The sequence below is a fragment of the Tessaracoccus sp. genome (assembly GCF_016714275.1).
GTDB lineage: Bacteria > Actinomycetota > Actinomycetes > Propionibacteriales > Propionibacteriaceae > Arachnia.
In genome coordinates, this window is sequence record NZ_JADJNP010000002.1 from 687,814 (window position 1) to 713,340 (window position 25,527).

General features: G+C 69.5%; 20 protein-coding genes and 1 pseudogene. 9 read left to right on the forward strand and 12 right to left on the reverse strand.

From position 1 onward, the window contains the following. The first annotated feature begins 147 nt into the window (after positions 1-147). Positions 148-1,146, forward strand: coding sequence for a M23 family metallopeptidase (locus IPJ61_RS11865; RefSeq protein ID WP_297107450.1), 999 nt, complete (start codon positions 148-150; stop codon positions 1,144-1,146). A gap of 51 nt (positions 1,147-1,197) precedes the next feature. On the opposite strand, the gene pcrA is transcribed toward IPJ61_RS11865, so the two are convergent. Next, positions 1,198-3,618 (reverse strand): DNA helicase PcrA, encoded by a 2,421-nt coding sequence (gene pcrA, locus IPJ61_RS11870; RefSeq protein WP_297107451.1) that lies wholly within the window; start codon positions 3,616-3,618, stop codon positions 1,198-1,200. 48 nt (positions 3,619-3,666) lie between these two features. On the opposite strand from pcrA, the gene IPJ61_RS11875 reads away from it, so the two are divergent. Together IPJ61_RS11875 and IPJ61_RS11880 are read left to right on the forward strand one after the other, a co-directional pair. Then, positions 3,667-4,899 (forward strand): phospholipase D-like domain-containing protein, encoded by a 1,233-nt coding sequence (locus IPJ61_RS11875; protein WP_459251282.1) that lies wholly within the window; start codon positions 3,667-3,669, stop codon positions 4,897-4,899. A 376-nt stretch (positions 4,900-5,275) separates the two neighbouring features. Next, a pseudogene (locus IPJ61_RS11880) lies at positions 5,276-6,668 on the forward strand (IS1380 family transposase). Between the two features lie 460 nt (positions 6,669-7,128). On the opposite strand, the gene IPJ61_RS11885 reads toward IPJ61_RS11880, so the two are convergent. Continuing rightward, entirely contained in the window at positions 7,129-7,470 is a 342-nt protein-coding gene (locus IPJ61_RS11885; RefSeq protein WP_297107456.1) for a hypothetical protein, read from the reverse strand. Between the two features lie 101 nt (positions 7,471-7,571). On the opposite strand from IPJ61_RS11885, the gene IPJ61_RS11890 reads away from it, so the two are divergent. After that, positions 7,572-7,829, forward strand: a complete 258-nt coding sequence (locus IPJ61_RS11890) for a GlsB/YeaQ/YmgE family stress response membrane protein (RefSeq protein WP_297107459.1) — start codon at positions 7,572-7,574, stop codon at positions 7,827-7,829. A 1-nt stretch (position 7,830) separates the two neighbouring features. Here the strand turns inward: IPJ61_RS11890 and IPJ61_RS11895 are convergent, their stop codons facing one another. After that, positions 7,831-10,185, reverse strand: a complete 2,355-nt coding sequence (locus tag IPJ61_RS11895; RefSeq protein ID WP_297107460.1) for a sensor histidine kinase — start codon at positions 10,183-10,185, stop codon at positions 7,831-7,833. Between the two features lie 205 nt (positions 10,186-10,390). On the opposite strand from IPJ61_RS11895, the gene IPJ61_RS11900 reads away from it, so the two are divergent. Both IPJ61_RS11900 and IPJ61_RS11905 read left to right on the forward strand, forming a co-directional pair. Then, positions 10,391-13,324 (forward strand): Ig-like domain-containing protein, encoded by a 2,934-nt coding sequence (locus IPJ61_RS11900; RefSeq protein ID WP_297107463.1) that lies wholly within the window; start codon positions 10,391-10,393, stop codon positions 13,322-13,324. Between the two features lie 147 nt (positions 13,325-13,471). Continuing rightward, on the forward strand, positions 13,472-14,137 hold the full coding sequence (locus IPJ61_RS11905; RefSeq protein ID WP_297107466.1) for a response regulator transcription factor: 666 nt from the start codon (positions 13,472-13,474) through the stop codon (positions 14,135-14,137). A gap of 57 nt (positions 14,138-14,194) precedes the next feature. Here IPJ61_RS11905 and IPJ61_RS11910 read toward each other — a convergent pair whose 3' ends face one another. Beyond that, entirely contained in the window at positions 14,195-14,863 is a 669-nt protein-coding gene (locus tag IPJ61_RS11910; RefSeq protein ID WP_297107469.1) for a response regulator, read from the reverse strand. Next, on the reverse strand, positions 14,863-16,113 hold the full coding sequence (locus tag IPJ61_RS11915) for an ATP-binding protein (RefSeq protein WP_297107473.1): 1,251 nt from the start codon (positions 16,111-16,113) through the stop codon (positions 14,863-14,865). The genes IPJ61_RS11910 and IPJ61_RS11915 overlap by 1 nt, the downstream gene beginning before the upstream one ends. Positions 16,114-16,227: 114 nt before the next feature. Here IPJ61_RS11915 and IPJ61_RS11920 point away from each other — a divergent pair, with 114 nt between their 5' ends. The 3 genes from IPJ61_RS11920 to IPJ61_RS11930 are packed head-to-tail and all read left to right on the forward strand — an operon-like array spanning position 16,228 to position 17,782. Continuing rightward, a complete protein-coding gene (locus IPJ61_RS11920) occupies positions 16,228-17,328 on the forward strand; it encodes a PspC domain-containing protein (protein WP_297107476.1) in 1,101 nt (366 codons plus the stop codon). Next, positions 17,325-17,522 carry a hypothetical protein gene (locus IPJ61_RS11925; protein WP_297107479.1) on the forward strand — a complete coding sequence of 66 codons (198 nt, stop codon included), beginning with the start codon at positions 17,325-17,327 and terminating at the stop codon, positions 17,520-17,522. Before IPJ61_RS11920 ends, IPJ61_RS11925 begins: the two co-directional genes overlap by 4 nt. Continuing rightward, positions 17,519-17,782 (forward strand): PspC domain-containing protein, encoded by a 264-nt coding sequence (locus IPJ61_RS11930; protein WP_297107482.1) that lies wholly within the window; start codon positions 17,519-17,521, stop codon positions 17,780-17,782. Before IPJ61_RS11925 ends, IPJ61_RS11930 begins: the two co-directional genes overlap by 4 nt. Positions 17,783-17,833: 51 nt before the next feature. Here IPJ61_RS11930 and guaA read toward each other — a convergent pair whose 3' ends face one another. From guaA to IPJ61_RS11965, 7 genes are all read right to left on the reverse strand, one after another. Further along, entirely contained in the window at positions 17,834-19,384 is a 1,551-nt protein-coding gene (gene guaA / locus IPJ61_RS11935; RefSeq protein WP_297107484.1) for a glutamine-hydrolyzing GMP synthase, read from the reverse strand. 93 nt (positions 19,385-19,477) lie between these two features. Beyond that, positions 19,478-20,134, reverse strand: a complete 657-nt coding sequence (locus IPJ61_RS11940; protein ID WP_297107487.1) for a hypothetical protein — start codon at positions 20,132-20,134, stop codon at positions 19,478-19,480. Then, positions 20,131-21,138, reverse strand: coding sequence for a hypothetical protein (locus IPJ61_RS11945; protein WP_297107490.1), 1,008 nt, complete (start codon positions 21,136-21,138; stop codon positions 20,131-20,133). Before IPJ61_RS11945 ends, IPJ61_RS11940 begins: the two co-directional genes overlap by 4 nt. A gap of 144 nt (positions 21,139-21,282) precedes the next feature. Beyond that, positions 21,283-22,212 (reverse strand): cysteine synthase A, encoded by a 930-nt coding sequence (gene cysK / locus IPJ61_RS11950; protein WP_297107492.1) that lies wholly within the window; start codon positions 22,210-22,212, stop codon positions 21,283-21,285. Between the two features lie 85 nt (positions 22,213-22,297). Further along, entirely contained in the window at positions 22,298-23,995 is a 1,698-nt protein-coding gene (locus IPJ61_RS11955) for an ABC transporter permease subunit (protein ID WP_297107495.1), read from the reverse strand. Then, a complete protein-coding gene (locus tag IPJ61_RS11960) occupies positions 23,992-24,876 on the reverse strand; it encodes an ABC transporter ATP-binding protein (RefSeq protein WP_297107498.1) in 885 nt (294 codons plus the stop codon). Before IPJ61_RS11960 ends, IPJ61_RS11955 begins: the two co-directional genes overlap by 4 nt. Next, entirely contained in the window at positions 24,873-25,517 is a 645-nt protein-coding gene (locus IPJ61_RS11965; protein WP_297107501.1) for a TetR/AcrR family transcriptional regulator, read from the reverse strand. Before IPJ61_RS11965 ends, IPJ61_RS11960 begins: the two co-directional genes overlap by 4 nt. Between the last annotated feature and the right edge of the window lie 10 nt (positions 25,518-25,527).

Genomic DNA, 25,527 nt, shown 5'->3' on the forward strand with positions numbered 1-25,527 from the left:
CCACCGGCTGGACGCCACCCCCGCCGATCAGGCCCGAAACACGATTGCCACGCTCACAGACCCCGATTTTGAGAGAATCCTGAGAACTGTTAAGGTTCCTCAGGACGGTCAGAACGGCCGGAGTTTTCCAGGAATGTCAGGAGCCAGGTGAACGACAACGCCTCACCCCGCGCACGTCGCGCCGTCGCCGCTTTCGATGACGTGTACGAGCTTGAGGCCCCCGCCGGCCGCGCCCGTCGCAGCTCGGTCGCCGGTCTCAGCAAGCGCATCGTGGCCCTCGGCATCACCAGCGTCGTCACCGTCTCCGCCGTCTTCGCCTTCGCATTCGCCTCGCGAGGCCTCGACGCCAACGCGTCGAGCGACACCTCCGAGGCCGCGGTGCCTGCCGCCGCGGCCTCCGCCGCCGCCGAGGCCTTCGGCGACCGCTCCGCGCAGGTCAGCCGTGACGCCGTCCGCGCGAACCTGAGCGAGGCCGTGGCCGACGCCGCGGCAAAGGACCGCAACGACCAGCTCGACGCGTCCGTGACCGCCGTCGCCGAGGATGAGACCGAGAAGGCCGCGGCGCAGCGTGACAAGCTCATGGACGCGGACATGAAGCTCGTGGCCAAGCAAGCCAAGAAGCTCAAGAAGGAGGCCGAGGAGGCAGCCAAGCGCCTCGCGGCCGCCCAGGCCGCCGCCGGTGGCGACCTCGGTGACCTGTCCGCTGCGGACATCGCGAACCTGACGTCAAAGGGCGGCTCGATGCCGGTCAAGTCGAACTACCGCGTCGGCGCGGGCTATGGCGCCACCGGCTCCTGGTCGCGCTACCACACCGGACAGGACTTCCCCGCCCCGGTCGGCACCCCCATCTACGCGGCGGCCTCCGGCGTCGTCCTCAGCCCCACCAACGGCGGCTGGGCCGGCATCAACGTCGTCATCCAGCACTCCAACGGCGGCGCGACGCTGTACGCTCACATGAGCAGCCGGTTGGTCTCGCCGGGCACGACGGTAAAGGCGGGCCAGCTGATCGGCTACGTGGGCACCACCGGCCGCTCGTTCGGCGCCCACCTCCACTTCGAGTACTACCAGCCGGGCGTGACCCCGGGCGACGTCTACAAGGCGTCGAACCCGCTCACGTTCCTCCGCTCGCTCGGCGTCCGGATCTGACCTTTCGACACGCGCCCGGCGCTTCGCGAGGCGGCGCCGCTCAAGGAACGACTAGAGCTTCTCCATCGGCGCGTGCTTGAGGCTCAGCCGCTTCGCGCCCGCCGAGCCGAAGTCGACGTCCGCCTTCGCGGCGTCTCCCACTCCGTGAACCGCCAGCACGGTCCCCATGCCGAAGGTGGCGTGCAGCACACGCTCCCCCACCGCGACGCTCGCCACGGTCTTTGCCGGGGCTGAGCCCCTCCCGAAGCTCTGCATCGACGCCGTCGTCGTCCTGTTCCTGGTCGCCGACTGGCTCGCCCAGGTCGTCGTCGCGTCCCCGGTGCGGCGCCAGTCGAGGACGTGGTGCGGCACCTCGGCGAGGAAGCGCGACGCCGGGTTGTACTGCGGCTGCCCGAAGGTGATCCGGACCTGGGCCCTGCTGAGGTACAGCCGCTTGCGGGCGCGCGTGACGCCGACGTAGGCGAGGCGCCGCTCCTCCTCCAGCTCGTCCGGGTCGGTGAGGGCGCGCATGTGCGGGAAGATCCCCTCCTCCAGGCCGGTGAGGAAAACGGTGTCGAACTCAAGGCCCTTCGCGGTGTGCAGCGTCATCAGCGTGACGACACCCTTGCCCTCGTCGTGCTCCGGCACCTGGTCGGAGTCGGCGACCAGGGCCACGCGCTCCAGGAACGCCGCCAGCGAGTCGTCGGGCTCAGGCATGCCAGCGACGAGACCGGTGGCGACGGCGTCCTCGTCGAGGTCGACGGCGTTGGCGCCGGCGACGAACTCCGCCGCGACCGACACGAGCTCCTCGAGGTTCTCGATCCGGGTCTCGTCCTGCGGGTCCGTCGACTTCTGCAGCTCCGGCAGATAACCGGACTCCTTCAGGATCGAGAGGAGCACCTCGTCAGCGGCCACGCCCGCGGCGACCATGCCGCGATGCAGGTTCATGACGTCGACGAAGCCCTGGATGAGCCGCTGGGAGCGGCTGGCGAGGCCGGGCGCCTCGGAGGCGCGCTGCAGGGCGTCGAAGAAGCTGATCTGTTCTGCTGTCGCCAGCGCCGCGATGGCGGCCTCGGCACGGTCGCCGATGCCGCGCTTCGGCACGTTCAGGATGCGCCGCACGGACACGTCGTCGGCCGGGTTCACGAGCGCCCGCAGATAAGCCAGCGCGTCGCGGATCTCGCGGCGCTCGTAGAAGCGCACGCCGCCGACAACCTTGTACGGCATGCCGACCCGGATGAACACCTCCTCGAACGCCCGCGACTGTGCGTTGGTGCGGTAGAACACGGCCGTGTCGCCGTACTGGCTGACGCCCGCATCGGAGAGCTTGTCGATCTCGGTGGCGACGAAGTGCGCCTCCTCCTGCTCGGTGTCGGCGACCCAGCCGACGATGAGGTCGCCCTCGCCGAGGTCGCTCCAGAGGCGCTTGTCGCGGCGGCCCTTGTTGCGCGAGATGACCGCGTTGGCTGCGGTCAGGATGTTGTGCGTGGAGCGGTAGTTCTGGTCGAGCACCACCGTCGTCGCGCCCGGGAAGTCGAGCTCGAAGTCGAGGATGTTGCGGATGGTCGCGCCGCGGAACGCGTAGATGGATTGGTCGGAGTCGCCGACCACCATAAGCTCCGCGGGGTCGGCCAACGGGGAGCCGTCGACGACGCCGACGGTCGGCTCGCCGCACAGCTCGCGGATGAGCACGTACTGCGCATGGTTGGTGTCCTGGTACTCATCGACGAGGACCTGGCGGAAGCGCCGTCGGTACTTCTCGCGCACATCGGGAAACGCTTGGAAGAGGTGTACCGCGGTCATGATGAGGTCGTCGAAGTCCAGCGCGTTGGCGGCTGCCAGCCGCGACTGGTACTCGCCGTAGGCCTCCGCATACGCCTTCTGCACCGGCGTCTGCGCCCGCGAGGCGGCCGTCTCGTGGTCGACGAGTTCGTTCTTGAAGTTGCTGACCGCCGTCATCACCGCGCGGACGGGGAAGCGCTTGGGGTCGAGCTCCAGGTCGCGGACCACCAGCGACATGAGCCGCTTGGAGTCGGCGTCGTCGTAGATCGAGAAGGTCTTCGAGATGCCGAACCGGTCGATGTCGGCTCGGAGGATCCGCACGCACGCGGAGTGGAACGTCGACACCCACATCAGCTTCGCGCGGTTGCCGACGAGGTCGACGACGCGCTGCCGCATCTCCGCGGCCGCCTTGTTCGTGAAGGTGATGGCCATGACCGAGCCGGGATGGACGTTGCGCTCAGAGACGAGGTAGGCGATGCGACGGGTGAGGACGCGGGTCTTGCCGGAGCCGGCGCCGGCGACGACGAGCACCGGCCCGCCCTCGTGGACCACGGCCTCGCGCTGGGGGCCGTTCAGCCCGTCGAGCAGCTCCTCGACGCTGATCTTCTTCCCGCGGGCGGGCCGGGCCTCGCCGTCGCCTCTCGGCGCGCGCGGCGCGGCCTCAGCGGGCTGGAAGAGGACGGAGAGGTCGGGAAAAAGGGAGTCGCTCATGTCGGGGCTCAGACTACCCGGCCGCGCACCCCGGCTATGCTGGCGGCCATGCGAAGGACCCTCGCCTCGGCCCGTCGTTTCCTCAACCGTCTGACGCTGGGCCTTTTCCTCGCGCAGATCACGACCATGGTCCTCCTCACGGTGCTCGAGTCGTTCAGGAAGAAGCGGCGCGCGCTGCGCCGCTTCCCGGTGACGGCACCGGAACCCGTGCACGTGAACCGGAACGAGGTGACGGTCTACACCTACGGTGCCGACCTCTACGACGCGATGATCGAGGCCATCGACGCCGCCACGGAGCACGTGTACTTCGAGACCTACATCTGGAAGGGGGACGAGGCCGGCCAGCGGTTCGTCGAAGCTCTCGCCCGCGCTGCCGACCGCGGCGTCGACGTGTACGCCGTGTGGGACCAGTTCGGGAACTTGGTGGTGCCCCGGTCGTTCTACCGCACCATTCCGAAGAACATCAACACCTTCGCCTACCCTGCGCTGCCGAAGCCGTGGTCCATCCAGACGTGGGGCTTCGACCACCGCAAGCTGATGACGGTCGACGGCAGGGTCGGGTTCGTCGGCGGCTACAACATCGGCTCGCTGTACGCGACGGGCTGGCGGGACACCCACTGCCGCGTGACCGGACCCGACGTCGCAGAGTTGGAGAACGCGTTCATCGACTTCTGGAACATGTACGCGGGCAAGCGCCACGAGCGCATCGAGCGCAATCCGCACCGCGGCTGGCAGTCGCAGCTGCGCGTGCACCGGAACTCGCCGCGGCTCTCGGTCTACCCGATCCGCAACATGTACCTCGAGGCCATCGACCGCGCGACCGAACGGATCTGGCTGACGCACGCCTACCTGATCCCCGACGACGACTTCGTCGCCGCCCTGCGCGACGCGGCCCAGCGCGGCGTCGACGTGCGGATCATCGTCCCCGCGCAGTCGAACCACGTGGTCGCCGACTGGCTGTCGCGCGGCTTCTACGGCAACCTGCTCGACTCCGGCATCCGGCTCTTCCTCTACCAGCAGGCGATGGTGCATTCGAAGACCGCCACCATCGACGGCGTGTGGTCGACGATCGGGACGGCCAACCTCGACAGGGTGAGCCTGCTGGGCAACTACGAGGTGAACCTTGAGGTCACCGACCCGGACGTGGCTGCGTTCATGGAGAAGGTTTTCCGCCGCGACGAGTCGAACTGCATCGAGTTGCGCGCAGAGCGCTGGCACGGCCGCTCGATCGCCGCGAAGGCGACCGAGGCGCTCCTCTCCCCCTGGCGACCGATCTTCTGACCCCCTCATGGAGACGCCCAGCGTTCATGCCGGCGCGGTGATGCCTCACCGATCTCCTGCCGACCGAACAGACCCGTGGGGCCCATACCACCGAGCTCCTACATCCGCGGCACCACCCCCTGAGGCCCCGCGGCCGCCGGTCGTCTGTGTCGAGGGCTCTATGCCGCCACTGGCCATGGCGTGCTCGTCGCTCGCCAGCTGGGCTCGACCGTGGCGGATGAGGAAGTTGGGGAGCTGCTCCGCTACCTCGGCCTAGCCTCGCGCTTTCATGACGGTGGGTGGACCGTAGCGGCCTGAGATAGCGAAAGTGCCCCTGACTTGGGATGATGTGTTTTGCGAAGAACAAATCGTCCAACAAGTGAGGAGCACCTTCGAGGTGAAGAGTACCGGCTCGTATCCCAGGGTTCATGTCGATACCGCCAAGGTGGCCGCGGTGGGCCAGGCCGGCGGGATCCTCCTGACCGAAACCATCCGCGCCGCGGGCCTCGACCGAGCCCTGTCGGAGGCGCTGGCCAGGTGGCGGAAACCCGTCAGCTGTTCATGATCCGGGCAAGGTCATTCTGGATCTCGCCCTGTCGCTGGTACTCGGGGGTGAAGCGTTGAGCGACCTTGCTGCCCTGCGCGCTGAACCAGGGGTCTACGGCCCGGTGGCGTCGGACCCGACCGTGTCGCGCCTGATCGCGGCCCTGGCCGAGGACGCGGACAAGGCCATCAAGGCGATCGCCGGAGCCAGGCAGCAGGCCCGCGCCACGGTTTGGGGACTGGCCGGGAAGCATGCGCCCGATCATGAGGCCAGTTCGGACAGCCCGCTGGTGATTGATCTCGATGCGTCGCTGATCACCGCGCATTCGGAGAAACAGCAGGCGGCGCCGACGTTCAAACGAGGCTTCGGGTTCCACCCGCTGCTGGCGTTCGCCGACCACGGCCCCGACGGCACCGGCGAAGCCTTGGTGGTCCATCTACGCCCCGGGAACGCCGGCTCGAACACCGCCGCCGATCACATCACCGTCACCAAGGCCGCGTTAGCGCAGCTCCCCGGGAAGAATCCCCGCCCCGGCCGGAAGGTGTTGGTCCGCGCGGACGGGGCCGGCGGCACGAAGGAGTTCACCGCCTGGCTCGCGACTCATCGGGTGTCGTATTCGGTGGGGTTCACGCTCCCGCTCGACACCACAGCCCTCTACCAGCAGGTCCCCGACTGGGTCTGGGTCCCAGCCCTCAACGCCGATGGCCAGGCGCGGGAGGGAGCGGATCTGGCCGACTTCACCGGCCTGCTGAACCTCGTCGGCTGGCCTACCGGGATGCGGGTAATCGTCCGACGTGAACGGCCCCACCCCGGCGCGCAGCTCCGCTTCGATGACGTCGACGGCTACCGGTTGACCGCGTTCGCCACCAACACCACCACAGGCACCCTCCAGGACCTGGAACTCAGGCATCGTCGCCGCGCCCGCTGCGAGGACCGGATCCGGATCGCGAAAGACACCGGCCTGGCCAACCTCCCCCTGCACGGGTTCGACCAGAACCGGATCTGGTGTCAGATCGTCACACTGGCGTCCGAACTGCAGGCCTGGAGCGGGATGCTGGCCCTGGCCGGCCATGAAGCCCGACGTTGGGAACCGAAACGGCTGCGCTACCGCCTCTACACCATCCCCGCGACCCTGGCCCGCAGAGCCCGCCGCGTCGTGCTGCACCTGGCCGACCAGTCCCGCTGGGCAAGCCTGATCATCGACAGCATCGGCCGACTACGGAGCCTCCCGGCACCCGCGACCTGACCCCCGGGCCCCCACACGTCCCCCCCCCGAACCTGGAAGCTCCCGGCCTGGAAACCCGCACCGCAGACGTCACGCGGAGCCTTGTCACACCCACCTGCAAGAATCAGATCTGCCTCGACGCCACCGGCGCCGACAAGCCCCAAACGGGGCCCTCATGAAACATCGAGGCTAGGTGCTATGACGGTAGGCCGAGGTCCATCCAATGGGGTTTGACCATCCCCGCTAGCCCGGAAAGGGGTTGCTGTGGAGGAACGGCTACGACCTGAACGGCGGGTCTGCGGGGACGGGAAGTTCGCGACGGTGACCTCGCAGCACTGGGCTTGCGTCGCGCTGAGCCACCTGCGAGGCGGTGAGAACGTCGTCGTGCGCTCAATCACAACCGCTGAGGCGGTCGCGGAGTGCCCCGGGAGTCGGCATTGAACCCAGTTCGATGAGCGTCGTACGGTGTGGGCTATGTAATTTACCAGAAGACGGCGATCGCGGCGTTGGCGAGCGTTAGGCCGAAGACGCCCCAGAACGCGCCGTCGGCAACAGCGTCGCGCTTCCTGTTCATCAGGACGAGCACGAGGATCACTACGAGCACCAGCGTCTTGACGGCGATCTTCGCGTGATTGACCGAGCCGTCGCCCATCTCCGCGAGGCCGACGAGCAGGAGCCCCGTCGCCACCTGGGTGTAGGCGCCGTGCAGCATCGCCTTGTTGATCACCCGCGGGCTTGCCTTCGCCTGAACGAACGCCCCGCCGAACAGAGCGGCAAAGCCGACGAGGTGAAGCAGGACGAGCAGACTGTGCAGGAAATCCATGCCTTCACCGTATCCGATCCGCCGAGAGGCCCTCGATGCTCAGGGTCGGCTCAGGGCGAGTCCGGGTTTACGGTGCAGGGCGCCCGTGGCAGGCTGACGGTATGGGATTCATTGCCTTCATCATCGTCGGACTCGTCGCGGGCGCGCTCGCCAAGGCCATCCTCCCCGGACGCCAGGGCGGCGGCTGGCTCGCCACCTTGTTGCTTGGCGTCGTCGGCGCCTTCGTCGGCGGCTGGCTGAGCAGGGTCCTCTTCTATACCAGCCCCTCCGGCTTCATCCCCAGCGTGATCTGGGCCACCGTCGGCGCGGTCATCGTCCTCGCCATCCAAGGTTGGCTCGCCAAGCGCAAGCAGGCCTGACTCACATCATCGATTGATTCACCGTGTCGGGCGAGGGGCTCGCATCGGGAAACGCCATCTCGGCAAGGTTGAGATCCTCGCTCGACTCGGCGTGGATCTGGACCTGGGCGTAGGCCTCCGGCAGGCTCTCGACCGCCCGGCGCGGACCGGCGATCGTGAGATGCAGGCCATCGCCGACGGGGAAGACCGACGCCGCGACCGAAGTCCCCGGCCTCGCCGCCGATAGCACCCGCATGACGGCCGACGACACCGCCTCCGCGGTCTGGTCGTCGGCCGCGTCGCGCCCGCCGAGCCTGAGCGCAAGGGCGATGCCGCGCTCGCGGGCGTGCCTGAGCACCGGGATCAACCTCGGACCGAGGTGCACGAGGTCAGGGCTGATCAGGACGAGCTGTCGCAAGTACCGCTCCTCGATGTCGCAGTCCGCCCGTGTCGACGGGTCCTCGGGATCGCGAGCACCCTCCGCGATGTCCCCGAGCAGCGCGATCGCCTCGTCGAGGCCCGCATCCACCCAGCGCCGGTAGCTCGCCTGGGCAGCACGCTCCGCCTCCGCCTCCACGTCCGCGCGAAATGCGACGCGGCGCGCATCGGCCGCCTTCGCGCACAGGATCGCCACGTAGACCCGAAGCCGGGCCACGAACAGCGAGAACGCCAAGCCGACCCAGGCGGCGGCGAGGATGATGCCAGCGGCGTGCGGGGAACCGGGGACCACGGTGCTGGCGAGAGCGACGGCCAACGCCGCCCATCCCATCATGGAGAGGACAGCCACGCGCATCGGAGGGCCGTACGAGAGCAGGAGCACGAACGGACCCGTCGCCGCCAGCGCCTGCCAGCTCGACGGGTCTGCCCTGCCGAAATCCGTCGCTGCCGCTGACAAGAGAAAGACCAGCCCGGTGAGGAGGATAAGCCCCGCGTGCATGGCCGGCCCTGGAGTGCCCCGGACGATCCTGTCGCCGATCCAGGCCACCAGCATCAGAGCGATCATCGGGAGGAGGACGAGGGTGTGGTCGCCGCCGCCCGCGACGGTCAGCACCAGGCCGACGACCGTCACGCCGAGGGCCCAGAGCGATGCCGCACGGCGCGCGACGCCGAGGACGAACGCCGGCACCTGCGCAGGGTCGACCGGCTCCGCGATCTGCGCGTCGGGGTCGCGGTCCAGCGGCGCTACGAGTTCAACGACGGTACCTGCCGCCGGGGCCGACCGGACGACCGCGTCGATCCCCGCCTGTTCCGCCCTCCCGACAACGGAGTTGGCGAGCCCCCTCGTGTCGGGGAACACGCCGGAGAAGCCAACCCCTTCGTCGCTCACGACCACCCTCAGCATGTTGTCCTCGACGAAAACCGTGATGTCTGCCGCGGGCGCGCCGGAGTGCTTCGCCGCGTTCCTGATCGCCTCGTGCGTCGCCCCCACCATGGCCGCGACGACGCGCTGGTCGAGGCGCCTCTCGAGGACCGCGAGCGCGTCGTCGTCGAGTCCGCGGCGCACGACCGGGAACCCGGCCGGCTCGAAGATGCCCCGGAGGCTGTGCTCGCGCGCCGCCACGGACCGCTCGCCCCGCAACACCTTGAGTCGCTCAACGTCTCTCGCGCACTGCTGCCGCACCTGCTCCAGGTCGGAGACGCTCCGGCCGCCGTTGGCGATCGCGCCGAGCGTGTTGATCGCCGTGTCATGGAGCAGGCGGGCCTCCTCCGCCGCCTGGGAACTGGCCCGCCTGGCCACCTCCGCACGCCGAAGGGCGCGCGCCGTGGCCTCCTCGTCCGCGTCTGTGACCCGCGCCATCGCATCGACCAACGGGTAGCCGAGCCGCACGGCGATGATGATCGCGGCCTGGGTGAGTACGATCACCGCCGAGATCCGGAATCCCCAGTGCGGGAGCAGCAGCGCGACAGGCAGGCTCAGGGCCGCCGCTGCGCCGGTCACCGTCGGAATCACCCATCGTCCTCGAAAGAGGAGGCCGCAGGAAAGCGTCGCGAAGTTGATCTGCCAGCTCGCGGTGAAGCTCATCAAAGAGTCCAGGTTTCCGCTCACCAAATAGCCGCAGAATCCGAGGATCCCCATGATCAGCGGCAGGAATGACGTCGGCAAGACCCTGCGGGAATACAAGGCAAAGAGCGCGTAACCCGCCGTGGCCAAGTTCGCGACGAAAAGCGGCCAACCAGCCCACCCGAGCGTGGCGATCGCGGCGAAGGCCGTCGCGGCCTGCCAGTCGACAACCAAAGTGAGCGTCATCTGGCGCAGGCTGGTGTCCATCGATCGCACCCAGCCGACGTTCTCCGCCCAACTGGCCGTGGTCGCGGGGACGAGGAAGCGCGGAAGCCGTGGCACGGCTGCCGGATAGGCGTTCGAGGCCCCCTCCATCGCGAGAACTCTCCCTTGCCAATAAGGACTTATTCGACCCGCGACAGTACTACGTCGGCGACGCGCTTCAAAGCCCTGACCCCCGCGTGGGGGTCTTTTGTTGCGCCGTGTTGCAGGCCCGCCGAAACCACTGGCTGAATAGCCGCGGACCCGCATGTCCGGTCCGCATTTCGTAACGTGGGGGAGAGAAAGCGAGAAGGAATACATGAGTCACGCGACAAGTGACGTGACGGGGAGGCTCAAGGGGCGCAATCGCGGTCCACTGAAGTCACTCGCGATCGCGGCTGGTGCGTCGATGATCTTCGCCGGGGCGGTCGTCCCGATGGCGGCGGCGGACGAGGCCCCCGAGGAGACGACCCCGGTCGTCGTTGCCGAGGACGCCCCCGCAGCCCCTGCCGAGGAGGTATCGGAAGAGGCGCCCGAGGCGCCTACCGAGGCCGAGGAAGGCTCCGAAGGGGAAGACGGAGCATCCGAAAACGAGGCCCCTGACGCGGGGTCGACCGAAGAGGACGGAGATGCCGAGGAGGCTGAGGCCGCGGACGACGCCGGTGAAGCCGACGCCGCCGACGACGCCGAGGCCGAGGCCGCGGACGACACCGCCGCCGACGCGGACGCCGACGAGCCCGAGGCGGTCGAGGAGCCGGCAGGACCGATCGCCTTCGCGGCGTCGCCCGGGCCGAACTTCGTTGTCGACAGCTTCGCGACCGTGGGCGCGTTCGACGCGAACCCCGGCGACGGGATCTGCGCGACCGCCACCGACGAGTGCACACTGACCGCGGCGCTCCAGGAGGCCAACGCCTACGCCGAGGCCGGCGACGCGGTGAACATCACCTTCAGCGTGACAGGCAACCTGAACTACGGTGCCGGCGCGGGAACCCTGATGCACACCGACGTGGTCGGCACGCAGTGGGGCGAGATCGGTAATGGCGCAATGTGGCTGATCGACTCGCCGCGCTCCGTCACCATCGACTTCACGGGCGTGAACCAGGTCTGGCAGGACAACGACCTCAACTACGCGGGCTTCTACGTCAAGTCCGACGACGTCACCCTTACTAATCTGGAGAACATCCGCGCAGGCGCCGCGGCCGTTGCCGTGGGTGGCAGCAACGTGACGATCGACGGCGTCAACTTCATCGACAACGCCTCCCCGATCCAGGAGATCGGCGTCGCGTTCCTCGACGGCGCGTCGAACGTCACCGTGGCGAACTCCTCGCTCTGGAGCAACTGGTGGGCAAGCCTGCTCGTCGACTGGGACGCGACGGTCAGCGACATCGCCGTCGACAACGTCGAGAGCCGCGGCGTCGAGGGCTACGGCCACATCGTATTCGAGAACAACTCCACCGTGAACGGGTTCACGATCACCAACTCGACCTTCGGCAACCCCGAGGAGACGTCGGCTCAGCCGCTGTTCTACGTCAACACCCCCGGTGGCACGTTCACCGACCTCCAGTTCATCGACTCCACCTTCCAGAGCCCCGGTCAGCGCGCCTTCGAGTTCGAGGGCGGCACCTACGAGTTCAACGACACCCTGGTGAAGGGCTCGACCTTCACGGGTATCGGCCAACTCATCCAGGGCGGCATCTCGACGGTGACCTTCAACGACCTGGTAGTGACGGAGAACGACTTCAGCGACACCTGGCAGATCCTCATGGAGAACTCCGCCACGTTCAACGACTTCGAGTTCACCAAGAACAAGGTCAGGGACCATTGGGGCTACGTCATCAACCTGGGCGCCAGCACCGCCTCGAATGTCACGCTCGCGGACAACGAGATCACCGACATCCGTTGGGCCGGCGGCGGCCACACCGCCTTCTGGCTCAGCACCACCGCCAACACCAGCGGCAAGAACGTCGTCTCGGGCAATACCTTCCAGCAGGTGAAGGGCGCGGAGCCTGCGGGCCACAACTTCTGGGCGATCTGGAACCCGGGCGGCGTTGCCGATGCGAACACCGGCTGGACCATCTCCGGCAACCACATCGACGGCTACAAGGGCGGCACCAATGGCCCGATCGTCAACGCGGGCGCCGGCCAGACCATCGTGGAGAAGAACACGTTCGCAAACGTCAACAGCCCGCGTGGCGACAGCCGTGACGACGTGGAGAGCGAGTGGAACACCCACTACTTCGTGAACAACAACAACGGCGCGAACAACTTCGTCCAGACCTGGCGTCCGACCTCCGCTCAGTCCACCGGCAGCGAGATCACGGTGGCTGTCGCCCCGGTGACCCCGCCGCTCGAGTGGAACAACGCTCCGACCACCCCGGTCACGATCGACGTCTTCTGGTCGGCCGGTGACGCCGCCGAGGTGTACCTCGGCCGCTTCCCCGCCGAGCTGAGCGCGGCCGGCACCGCCAGCTTCGAGTCGGACAAGACCGACGGCTTTATCCGCGTGCAGACCATCGACGCGAACGGCAACTCGTCGCAGTACTCCGGCCACGCCGAGATCACCAAGGCGCCGGAGGCCCCGGCGGCCCCGAGGATCGAGGACGCCACCGAGACCGAGGTCAGCGGCACGGGTGAGCCCGGCGCCGTCGCCACCGTGCGTGACTCTGAGGGCAACGTCATCGGCACCGTCACCGTGGACGAGGACGGCAACTGGGTCATCGAGGGTGACGTCCCCTGCGACGAGACCTTGACCGCCACTCAGCGCATCGGCGACGGGCCCGAATCCGAGGTCTCCGAGCCGCTGACGACCGGCGCCTGCGAGGTCGAAGCCCCCGCGGCGCCGACGATCGACGAGGTCACCGAGGATGCGGTCAGCGGCACGGGTGAGCCTGGCGCCGTCGTCACCGTGCGTGACTCTGAGGGCAACGTCATCGGCACCGTCACCGTGGACGAGGACGGCAACTGGGTCATCGAGGGTGACATCCCCTGCGACGAGATCCTGATCGCCACTCAGCGCATCGGCGACGGGCCGGAGTCGGAGATCTCCGAGCCGTTCCTCACCCAGGAATGCACGGATCCGACCGATCCGACGGACCCGGATCCCACCGATCCGACGGACCCGACGGATCCGACCCCGAATCCTTCGCTGCCGGACACAGGGGCGAACGGTCCTGCTGGAGTCGTGGCGCTCGCCCTGGCTCTGCTGGCGGCAGGTGGGGGCCTGCCGTACCTGGTGCGACGCCGCAAGGCGTGAAGGGTCTGCAGGTAGTCCCTAAAGCCCAGGAATAATGGTGGGGGCGGCGATTTCTCCCAGGAGTCGCCGCCCTCACCGCTTTTCCCTTGACGCGCGGCCAGGCCGCGCGACGACCGAACACACACTGACCTCGAGGAGACAAGACCGATGAGGCGAAGCGTTCCCAGATGCCGCGTCGCGATCGTCGAGGACCACATGCTGCAACGGCTCAGAACAGAGCAGCTCATGGGCCGCACCGGCGAGTTCGACGTCGTCTCCAGCACCGAGACCCTTCCGGACTTCATGGCGTGGCTACGCACCACACCGCCGCGCCTCCGGCCTCACCTCCTCATCCTCGACCTGCTGGTCGACCGACGGCCCAGCGTCGACGTCGCCGTGGTGGAGGCGCTCCTCAAGGCGGGCCTGCGCATCGTGGTCCTCACTGGGCTGGCCTCTCCCCCGCTGGTGCGCAGGATCGTGAAGGCGGGCGTCACCGGCATCGTCGGCAAGCGGGACTCCGAGGAGGACCTCCTCACAGCGGTCCGCGCGGTGCTGCACGGGGAAGAGTGGATGACGTCCGAGCTCGCAGGGATCATCGCCGGCGACCCCAGACGCCCCCAGCTGAGCGTCCAGGAGGAGCGCGCGCTGGTGCTCTACGCCACCGGGCTGACCATCGAGCAGGTCGCCGGCTCCATGAACATCAGCCGCGAGACCGCCAAGCAGTACCTGGAGCGCGTGAAGAAGAAGTACACCGCGGCCGGCGTCACGGTGCGCAACCAGCTCGACTTCGGCCGGATCGCGTGGACCGAGGGCCTCGTCGACCCGACGCTCTAGTGGCGCGTGTCGGAGCGAGGTTGATGGATTCTGGTGTTCCAGCGGATGGCGGAGTGATCACACCAGGTGGCGGTCGGTGGCCCACTTGGTGAGCTGGTGCCGGTTGCTGAGCTGGAGCTTGCGGAGCACGCTGCTGACGTGGGTCTCCACCGTCTTGATCGAGATGAACAGCTCCTTCGCCACCTCGCGGTAAGAGTAGCCGCGCGCGATCAGCTTCAGCACCTCACGCTCACGGGCGCTCAGCTTGTCCAGGTCCTCGTCGATGCTGGAGATGTCTACGGCGCCGGAGAACGCGTCGAGCACGAACCCCGCGAGGCGGGGCGAGAACACGGCGTCACCGCCGGCAACCCGCGCCATGCCCTCGAGCAACTCCTCCGAGTTGATCGACTTCGTGACATAGCCCCGCGCGCCCGCCCGGATGACCCCGATGACGTCCTCGGCCGCGTCGGAGACCGAGAGCGCGAGGAACTTCACGCCGGGCTTCAGCGCATGGACCTGCTTGATCACCTCGGCGCCACCGCCGCCCGGAAGGTGCACGTCGAGGAGGACGACGTCGGGCTCCGTCTTCAGGACCGCCGCCACGGCGGTGTCGACATCCTCGCCCTCGCCGACGACCGTGCAGCGCTGGCCGATCTCATGGCGCACCCCGGCCCGGAACATCGCGTGATCGTCGACGATCACCACCCTCAGGTCCTCGACGCTTACGTCAACGCTCTCGTCGCTCATCAGCCGATCTCCACCCTCACCTCGGTACCGTGCCCGGGCTCGGAGCGAATCGAAGCGGTGCCGCCATGCCGCTCCATGCGGGCCTTGATCGATTCTCGCACGCCCATGCGGCCGGCCGGTACCACGTCGGGGTCGAATCCCTTCCCGCGGTCGCGCACGAACACCTCGACATGACCATCCTCGACCTCCGCGTACACGTCGATCCGCGGCGCGCCGGAGTGTTTCGCGGCGTTGGTCACGGCCTCCCCGACCGCCATGACGAGGGCCTCGACTCGGGAGTCGACGTCGGCATCGCCCACGCAGACGAGCTCGACATCCACCGCGAAGCGCCCCTCGACGTCGACGACGACCTCCCGCAGCGCCGACCTCAGCGACGCCGCTCGTGCCGTCTCCCCGTAGAGCCAGGTGCGCAGCTCCCGCTCCTGCTTGCGTGCCAGCTGCGCGACGGCGGCGGGGTCGTCGGCCTGGCGCTGGATGAGGGCGAGGGTCTGGAGCACGGAGTCGTGGAGGTGTGCGGCCATGTCGGCGCGGGCGGCCTCGCGCAGGCGAGCCGCGTCGGCCTGGCGCACCCGCGCGCGCTGCTGATACAGCCAGGGGGCGGCGACGACGGCGACACCGGCGAGCAGCACCCCCGAGGCGCCCAGCACGCCGGGCAGCTGCGAGAGGCCGATCTGCGTGGCGAGGATCCAGCTCACGCCGAGGCCGACGAGCACGAGCCCGCCGACGAGGCGGACAACGCTCATCGTGCCGCCACCGCGCGTGATCCTCTGCCACAGGCCGCGGCGGGCGTCGTCGCGCATCGCGACGTGCTCATCGACCTGCAGCCAGATCGTCACGACGCCCGCGCCGCCGATCACGGCGGGCCAGAACAACCGCGACGGCAGCGCGCCGCCGGACACGAACAGCCACAGCAGCCCGACGGCGATCACCGCGCCCGCGATCAGCACGCCGTCGTCCGGGCGGGCCGGCCGGGCGGCGGCGGGCCGCATGCCCCGCCGGCTCGCGGCCTCGAGCCCCGCCGGGAGCGCCGCGCCGGTCGCGCGCGGGACGAGCACCCAGAGCACGCCGTACGCGAGCGCGCCGGCGCCGGAGAAGAGCGCAAGGATCACGAAGGCGAGCCGGACGGTGTTGACGCTGAGACCCAGGTGCGTGGCCAGGCCCTGCGCGACTCCCGCGATCATGGCCCCGTCGTCGGCGCGCCGGAGTGGCGCGCGTGCGGGCGCGTCCGGCGCGACGGGCAGCTGGCTCATGACCCCAGCCTGACATGCCAGGGAAGCCAGGGCCAGCCGAGGGGCGACATCCCAGGGGGCGTTCAGGGCGACACCTGATGGATGGTGTTGGCACGGGCGGCCAAGATGGGTCACATGGCATCCGCAGTTGACTTGGCGTGGCTCGACCCGAGCCTGCGCGACCTGACCCGTCGCGACGCCTCGGGCCTCGGCTCCGGGCTGTGCCGCGCCATCGCCGAGCGGATCGGCGTCGACCCCGTTCTCGTGCGCGTCGCCTTCATCGTGCTCATCCTGTGCGGTGGCCTCGGCATCGGCCTCTACATCTGGGGCACGGCGCTGACTCCGAGCTCATCGGGCACCCGGCCGATCGACAACTGGGTCTCCAGCTTCGCGTCGTGGCCCGTCGCGGGACAGGTGGGTGCGGTTGTCGGCACCACCATCGCACTGATGGCCACCGTCGGCCGCGTCATGCCGCTGCCCTGGGCCGCGGGGCTGCTCGCGGTGATCGCCTGGGTGTGGCTACGCCGACGGAACCCGGGCGCCGTCCTGCCTCCCGAGGACTTCACGGAGGCGCCCGAGGACGACGAGCTCTTAGTCGCGCAGTGGCGGCGGCGCATGTCGACGGCCGCGCGGTCGACCGGGGCATCCGCTCCGCAGCTCCCCGCCGTGGACCTGTACTCCGAGCCCACGCCGGAGCCCGCCCCCAAGCCCCGCCCCGCCTGGCTCGCCGGCCTTGTGATCCTCGCCGCGTTGGTCGGCGTCGGTGCCGTCTGCGCCTGGGCAATCGGAACCACGCCGATGGTCACGCTCGCGATCACAACCGTCGTCGGCGGGGCGCTCGTCCTCGGCTACGCGTTGTTCGCCCGGCAGCGCAGGCTTCCCCGGCTGATCCTCGCGGTCGTCGCCGTGCCCCTCGCCCTGAGCGGCTGGCTCGCCACTCAGGCCGCAGCGTCGCCGCTGCCCTCCCCCGACGCCGTCACCTACTCCGTGGTCGCCAGCGAGCAGACCATCGACCTGACCGGCATCGATACGTCGAAGGTGCGCGCCGTCGAGATCAAGGCCGTCGCCTCGGACGTCGAGATCATCGTCCCGGGGGCGCTCCAGGAACTCCGGACGACAACGCGACTCGCCGACATCACCATCGATCCGACGATGGAGGACGCGAAGCCGTTCGACATCACGCTGATCATCGACGCCATCGCGTCGGACGTGCACGTGGTGGTGAGCCAACCATGAGCCGGCCGACACTGGACGTCGGCGCGATCGCGCTCGGGCTGGCCGCCGTCGGCTTCGGCCTCGTCCTCCTGTTCTCCGGCACCCTCCTCACCTCTTTCATCCAACCGATCCTCGCCGCCATCCTGATCGCGGCCGGCGGGCTCGGACTCCTCCTCAGCCGCGTTCGCCCACCGAAAGGAAAGAGAAAGTCATGAGCCTCACCCGTAGCCGCAACGGCATGATCGCCGGCGTCGCCTCCGGCATCGCCCGCTCGCTCAACGTCGACCCCACCATCGTCCGCATCGCGTTCGCCCTGCTCGCTGTCTTCGGCGGCGGCGGTGTCCTGATCTACGTCATCCTCTGGCTCGTGATCCCCCGCGAGTCCGACGGCGGCACCATCGCAGAGGAGGGCTTCAACAAGGCCCGCCAGTGGTACGACGACAAGAAGAACGGCCCCCACGGGGACTCCTTCTAGCAGAAACGAAACGACCCCGCCGCGGCGGGGTCGTTTTCGTTTCTGCGGGCATCACTCCCACTCGATGGTGCCCGGCGGCTTGCTCGTGATGTCGAGCGCCACGCGGTTGACCTCGGCGCACTCGTTGGTGATGCGGTTGGAGATCTTCTCCAGCAACTCGTAGGGCAGGCGGGCCCAATCTGCGGTCATGGCGTCGTCGGAGGTCACGGGGCGCAGCACGATCGGGTGCCCGTAGGTCCTGCCGTCGCCTTGGACGCCGACCGAGCGGACGTCGGCCAGCAGCACGACGGGGAACTGCCAGATGTCGCGCTCGAGCTTGGCGAGCGCCAGCTCCTCACGGGCGATGGCGTCGGCCTGGCGCAGCGTCACGAGGCGATCCTCTGTGACCTCGCCGACGATCCGGATGGCGAGCCCCGGGCCGGGGAACGGGTGCCGCCAGACCATCTCTTCCGGGAGTCCGAGCTGCAGGCCGACCGAGCGAACCTCGTCCTTGAACATTTGGCGCAGCGGCTCGATGAGCGTGAACTGCAGGTCGTCGGGCAGGCCGCCGACGTTGTGGTGGCTCTTGATGTTGGCCGCGCCCTCGCCGCCGCCGGACTCGACGACGTCGGGGTACAGCGTGCCTTGGACGAGGAAGTCGACGCCCCGGTCCCCGGCGAGCGCGCGGGCCTGGGCCTCGAAGGTGCGGATGAACTCGCGGCCGATGATCTTGCGCTTCTCCTCGGGGTCGCTGACGCCGGCCAGCGCCGTGAGGAAGCGTTCACGCTCGTCGGCGACGACGAGGTCGACGCCCGTGACGGCAACGAAGTCCTTCTTCACCTGCTCCGCCTCCCCCTCGCGGAGCAAGCCGTGGTCGACGAAAACGCAGGTCAGCTGCGAGCCGATCGCCTGCTGGACGAGGGCCGCGGCGACGGCGGAGTCCACGCCGCCCGAGAGGCCGCAGAGCACGCGGCGGTCGCCGACCTGTGCTCGGATCGACTCGATCGCCTCAGAGACCATGTTCTCCGGCGTCCAGTCCGGCGTCAGGTCCGCGATGTTGTAGAGGAAGTGCTCGAGCACCTGCTGGCCCCACTGGCTGTGCAGCACCTCGGGGTGCCACTGCACGCCGGCAAGGCCGCGCTCGAGGTCCTCGAAGGCGGCGACCGGGGCGCCTGCGGTGCGCGCCAGCACCTTGAAGCCCTTTGGCGCCTTGGAGACCGAGTCGCCGTGGCTCATCCACACGTTCAGCGTGTTGGGCATGCTTCCCAGCAGGCAGCCGCGATCGTTGATCGACAGCGACGTGCGGCCATACTCGCGCTGGCCCGTCCGGGCAACCGTGCCACCCAGCGCCAGCGCCATGGCCTGAAAGCCGTAGCAGATGCCCAGGACGGGGATGCCCGCCTCGAAGAGGCGCGGGTCGATCTGCGGCGCGCCGTCCTCATAGACGGACGATGGTCCGCCGGAGAGGATGATGGCGGAGGGCCGCTTGGCAAGGATCGCGTCGACGTCGAGCTTGGAGCTGACGATCTCCGAGTACACGGCGGCCTCCCGCACGCGGCGGGCGATCAGCTGCGCGTACTGGGCACCGAAGTCGACGACGAGTACCGTCTCGTGGGCAGTCATGCGCCAGAGTGTATTACCAACCGGGCGAAGGTGACACGCGCGCAGGCCCGCGGCCGGATGGCCGCAGGCCCGCGCTCCCCCGCCGTCGGGCCACTAGGGATAGAGCTCCCCGGCGAACCAGGTGCTGGCGTCGATCCACTGGCCGTTGCCTCCGCCACCCCAACCGTTGTTGACGTAGAAGGCGGTGTCGGTGACCGTCTCGGTCCACGACCACCACAGGAACGACTTGCGGACCGTCCGGCGCTGCCAGGCATAGCCCCAGGCCACCGGGTAGTGGGTCAGCCAACCGGTGCCGATCACCGCGGGCGTGCGGCGGTAGGCGATCGAGTTGGCCGCGTAGTTGGCCAGCCGGGTCTCGTGGATGCCGAGCACGTTGTAGTGCGTGTCCGCCCGGGCGCCCGTCCTGCCGCTCAGGTAGCGCCACACGCCGCCCATGTCCCACGGCGCCGTCGCTCCCGAGCCGAAGGCGCAGAAGGTGCCGACGGCGTCGCGGATCTCGCGGATCACGTTGTTGACGCCGCCGTCCTGGTTGATGGGTGCCACCGCGTCGGCCCCGCGGCCGCCATTCTCCCGGTAGAGGCCCCATCGCCCGGACCAGTAGGCGTTGCCGAACGCCGCCTGGCGGTCGGCCCAGCCGATCAGGATCCCCCAGGCCACCGGCCCGCAGCCGACCTTGCAGCCGCGGTAGTCGAACTGGTTGTACCGGGGCTGATCCCCGGCGGTTCCCGCCCAGAAGTAGTTCCAGCTCATCGCGACACACCTCCACACAGAGTCGGGCCCAGGCCGCTCACAGTCGGCTCGACGATCGACGGCGCCCCCTCGGGGACGATGAAGTAAGCAAGGGTCTCAGACATATGTCCGTAGTGGAGCACCACCTCGAAGCTGGTGTCCTTCACCGACGTGTCGGCACGGGGCTGGAGCACCAGCCGGGGCGGCAGCGGCTGCGGGTTGAGCTCGGCAGACACGTAGTCGGCGCCCGGTCCCCGCAGCTCGTACTTGCCCTCCTGGAGCAGGTAGACGGTCCGCGTCTCGCCGGAGTGGATGCCCTCGCCGAACTTCTCGGTCAGGGCCTCGACCTCCCACGGCTCGCGCGCCCGCTCAGCGAGAGCGGCAAGATGGAGCCGGTAGCACTCGCCGTACCCCTTGCGGAGCTCGGCCCAGGAATCCCACGGCCCGTATCCCTCAAGCGGCTTCTCCCGCGAGCGCCTCACCCGCACCGGCTTCATCCGCTCGCCGTCCTCGGCCTCGCCCTCCGGCATCGTGGTGTACCCGGTCGTCAGTCGCCGCGGCAGCTCGGCCGGCAGACCCTGCAGCTTGGGCGGCATGGTGCCGATGTGCGCCAGGTACTCGCCCTGGTCGTCCTCGGCGGCGTAGCAGAGCGCATCCAGCTTGACCAGGCGAGGAACCTCCCCAACCAGGACCTCGAGCTGCCGGCTCGGCGGTGCGAGGTCAAGGCTGAAATGGGGCACCGGCACGTCGTGGGCTCCGGTCGCCACCAGGATGAAGCCGCGGTCGTACTCCTTGGCCTCGCCGTCGGGCACCGGAAGCGCCGTCAGCAGGCCCTCCAGCTCGAACTCCCAGTACGCGACCTCGTCGAGGTCCGGGCGGTAGACGGGCGTCGCCTCCTCCGCGAACCGCGGCTCGGGCTGCCGCCGGTCGAGGCGCGGATACAGGTGCTCGACGGTCATCGCGGCGACCGCGCGTGCGGCCCTCCGCCTGACCTCCGTCGGCACCTTCTCAATCGGGACTCTCATGGTCTCCTCCTTGTGCGTGGACGACCAGATGTGTCGCCCTCTGCACCCCAGGAGTCCGCGCGCGGGCCGGTGATACGTGGGACTGTCCAGAGACGCGGTCGCGCCCGGCAGGAGGCCTGCCGGGCGCGAGGAGAGGTGGAAGGGTCAGTTGTCGATGAGGCCCTCGAAGAGGACGGTGGAGAGGTAGCGCTCGCCGAAGTCCGGGAGGACGACGACGATGAGCTTGCCCGCGTTCTCCGGGCGGGCGGCGACCTCAGCGGCAGCCGACAGCGCGGCGCCGGACGAGATGCCGACGAGCAGACCCTCCTCCGTGGCGGCGCGGCGGGCGAACTCCACGGCCTGGGTGATGTTGCGCGGCACGACCTCGTCGATCACGGACTGGTCGACGATCTCGGGGATGAAGTTCGCGCCGAGGCCCTGGATCTTGTGCGGACCGGGCTGGCCGCCGCTCAGCAGCGGGGACTCCTCCGGCTCGACGGCGATGATCTGCACCTCGGGCTTGCGCTCCTTGAGCACCTGGCCGACGCCGGAGATGGTGCCGCCGGTGCCGACGCCCGCGACGACGATGTCGACGTTGCCCTCGGTGTCGTTCCAGATCTCCTCCGCGGTGGTCTTGCGGTGGATGGCGACGTTGGCCGGGTTGGCGAACTGGCGGGCGAGGACCCCGCCGCGCTCGGCCGCGATCTCGTTGGCCTTCTCGACGGCGCCACGCATGCCCTGCGGGCCGGGGGTGAGCACCAGCTCGGCGCCGTAGGCGCGCAGCAGCGCGCGCCGCTCGAGCGACATCGTCTCGGGCATCGTCAGGACGACGTTGTAGCCGCGGGCGGCGCCGACCATGGCCAGCGCGATGCCGGTGTTGCCGGAGGTGCCCTCCACGATCGTTCCGCCGGGCTGCAGCTCGCCGGAGGCCTCGGCCGCGTCGATGATGGCGGCGCCGATGCGGTCCTTGACGGAGTTGGCCGGGTTGTAGAACTCCAGCTTCGCGGCGACGGTGGCGTTGTCGCCGACGATGCGGTTCAGCTTCACGAGGGGGGTGCGGCCGATGACGGCCGTCACGTCGGGATAAATGCTCATGCCAGGCGCAACCCGCGCCCGCGCCCCCGTATTCCCGAGGGGCCGGGAAAATCCCCGCGAAATCCGCCAGGGGCGAACGCCCCCGCTATCCGGCGGCGATCCGCACGTCTCGGCGCAGGAACAGCGGGAGGCCGACGGCGAGGAAGATCACGACGCCGGCCGCGAGCCAGGCGGGCTGCCACCACGAGGCGCCCTCCATCAGCGGCGGCCCGTACAGGTAGGCGCGGAACGGCGACCACCAGCCCCAGGCCTCCTTGCCCGCGGCGAGCAGCAGCGTGTAGCCGAAGTAGCCCGCGACGGCGAGCCCGGTCGTCGCCCACACCGCCACCGACGAGCGCCCCGCCGCCGCCGACAGCAGCAGCGCGAGGGCGCCGAAGAACCAGCCGAGCAGCGTCGCGAGGGAGCAGGCCCAGGCGAGGTTGACGATGGAGACGTCGATGCCCGCCATCGCGATACCCGCCCAGGTGCCGAGGAACATCGTGACGGTGACGATCAGCACGTACAGCGCCGATGCCGCGGCAACGGTCGCGTACACGCGGGCGCGCGAGACCGGCTGGGCGAGCAGCAGCGACATCCGGCGGGCGCGCTCCTCCCCCGCGATGCCCGACGACGCCGCGACCGTCGCGACGAGGATCACCGCCGCGGGCAGCATCATGCCGAAGCTCTCCAGGTGCAGGAAGCCCGCGGGGTCGGCGATGTCTCCGCCGCCGAAGAGGTCGAGCATCGTCTGCGGGAACGTGACGGCGAAGTCGCCCATCGCCGTGCTCAGCTCCTCGTACATCAGCGGCATGGACATGCCCATCAGAAGCGCCATGATGACGACGACGGAGACGAGCAGCCCTCGCTGCGCGCGCAGCCGCAGCCCGAGCAGCGACGGCGTCCTGCTCGCGCGCGGCGGGTCGCCCGCCTCAGGGGCGGCGTGCCGGGCGGGGCTGGCACCGGTCCGCGCAGCCCGCCGAGGCGCGCGGCGGAGGGCCTCGATCCTCGCCGACAGCGACGACCCGGCCTGCGCGAGCCGCAGCTCCCGCACGCGGAATCCCAGGGCGCCGAGCGCGATCAGGGCCGCCGCCCCGCCGAGCAGCAGCGCGAGGTGCCCGCCGTCGACCCCGTTGACCAGCGGCTTCGTCCCGTTGAACCAGGTCCAAGGGATCCAGTCAGCCGCGCCCTCGCGCCACAGCGGCAGCAGGCCGGAGCCGAGCCAGCCGAGCACCATGACGGCGGCTGCCAGCCCCGCGGCGAGGCCCTTACGCCCCGTCGCGGCGCCGACGGCGAGCGCGAGCGACGCGTGGAAGACCGCGTTGGCCGTCAGGTGCGCGACCAGCGCGAACAGGCGCGCGTCGCCGACCTCGGTGCCCACCATCAGGGGAGCCACCTCGGCGACCGCCAACAGCAGCGCGCCGCCGGCGGCCAGCAGCGCGATCATGGCGGCGGCGCGGCTGAGGAGGTAGGCGACGCGGGAGACCGGCGCGGCCAAGACGAGGTGCAGCGTCCGGTCCTGCTCCTCGCCGGCGACGGCCTGGGCGCCGATCGCGATCGCGACGCCGACGAACGCGAGCGCGCCGATCGAGGCGAGCATCTCGTTGTAGGCGAGGATCGCGGGGTCGGCCCCCACCGGGACGCCCATCAGCGCGCGCACCGCCTCCGGAAGCTTGTCGTAGATGCTGAGGTCCAGGTCGCTGTAGACGGCGAGGCCCAGGGCCAGCATGCCCGCGACGACCGCAGCCGTGATCAGCAGCCCCCTCCACCCCGTCGCCAGGCCGCGCCTGAGGACGGCGGCGTTCACGACTCGTCCTTGTAGTAGGTGAGGAAGATGTCCTCGAGCTCGGCCTCCTGGGTGTGGATGTCGCGCAGCCGCACCTTGGCGGTCACCGCGGCGAGCAGTTGCGCCATGTCGCCGTCGAAGTTCAGCTCGACGCGGTCGGCGTGGATGTCGAGGTCCCTGATCCCCCGCACGGCGGCCAGGTCCGCGGGCGCGAGCACCCCGTCGACGTCGATCTCGACGCGCCGCATCTTCTTCCTGCGCAGCGCGGCGACCTCCTCGACAGCGATCAGGTGGCCGTGCCGGATGATGCCCACGCGGTCGGCGACCCGCTCGACCTCGGACAGCGTGTGGCTGGAGAGGAAGACGGAGCGGCCGTCGTCGACCACCTCCCGCATCATCGCCCAGAACTCGTGCTGCACGAGCGGGTCGAGGCCTGCGTTCGGCTCGTCGAGGATGAGCAGCTCCGGCTTGTGCATGAACACCGAGATCAGCCCGATCTTCTGGCGGTTGCCTGTGGACAGCTCGCCCACGCGCTTGTCGAGGGTCGCCCCCAGGCGCTCGGCAAGCTGCAGCGCGTAGCCCCAGTCGACGCCTCCGCGCAGCCCCGCGAAGAACCTGAGCGTCTCCTGCCCCGTCATCGACGGCCAGAGCGCGAGGTCCGGCGGCAGGTAGCCCAGTCGCCGCCGGTGCGCGACCTCGCGCGGGGCCGCGCCGAGCACCGTCGCCGACCCCGCCGTCGGGTTCAACTCGCCCATCAGCACGCGGATCGTGGTCGACTTGCCCGCACCGTTGGGGCCGAGGAAGCCGAAGATCTCGCCCGGGCGGACGTCGAGGTCGAGGTCGACGAGCGCAGGGAACGAGCCGTAGTGCTTGGTCAGGCCGGCGGTCTGGATGGGGTTCATTTCTCTTCCTCCTGGAGGTGAGCGAGCGCTGCGGCGTACTGGTCGAGGACGGCGGGGGTGACGAGGCCCGAGAACACTTCCATCTGGAGGCGCACGTAGTCGCCGAACCCGGGCTGGGCGGCGAGGTCGACGGCGCGGATGTCGACGCCGAGGAGGCGCCGCATGTGCCGGTACATGACCAGCGAGCCGAGCGCGTAGATGGTCATCATGGCGGCGCGGCGCCGCTCGTTCGGCGTGCGCGTGAACAGCCCGAGCTCCACGCCGTCGGCCATGTACTCGGCGGCGTCGGCGGCGAGCGCGTCGACGAGGTCGTTGATGTGCCGGCTGTCGTCGGCAAGGCGCATGGCGAGGTACCCCATGATGTGCGTGTCGCCGCTCTGCCGCACCGCCGCGAGGACGTCGACCGAGGGACCGCCCTGGATGGCCTCTTCCTTGAGCTGCTTGATCGTGGCCGCGACGTGCTCGTCGCACGCGACGAGGAGATCCGCCATGGAGCCGAAGTGGTGCCGAATGAGGCCGGCCGATAGTCCGGCGCGGTCGGCGACGCCACGGGCGGTCAGCGCCCTCGCCCCCTCCTCCGCGACGATCTCGACCGCCGTGTCCCGCAGCCTCGCCTTCGCCGTCCTGTCATCCACAGCCATGATACGAGCG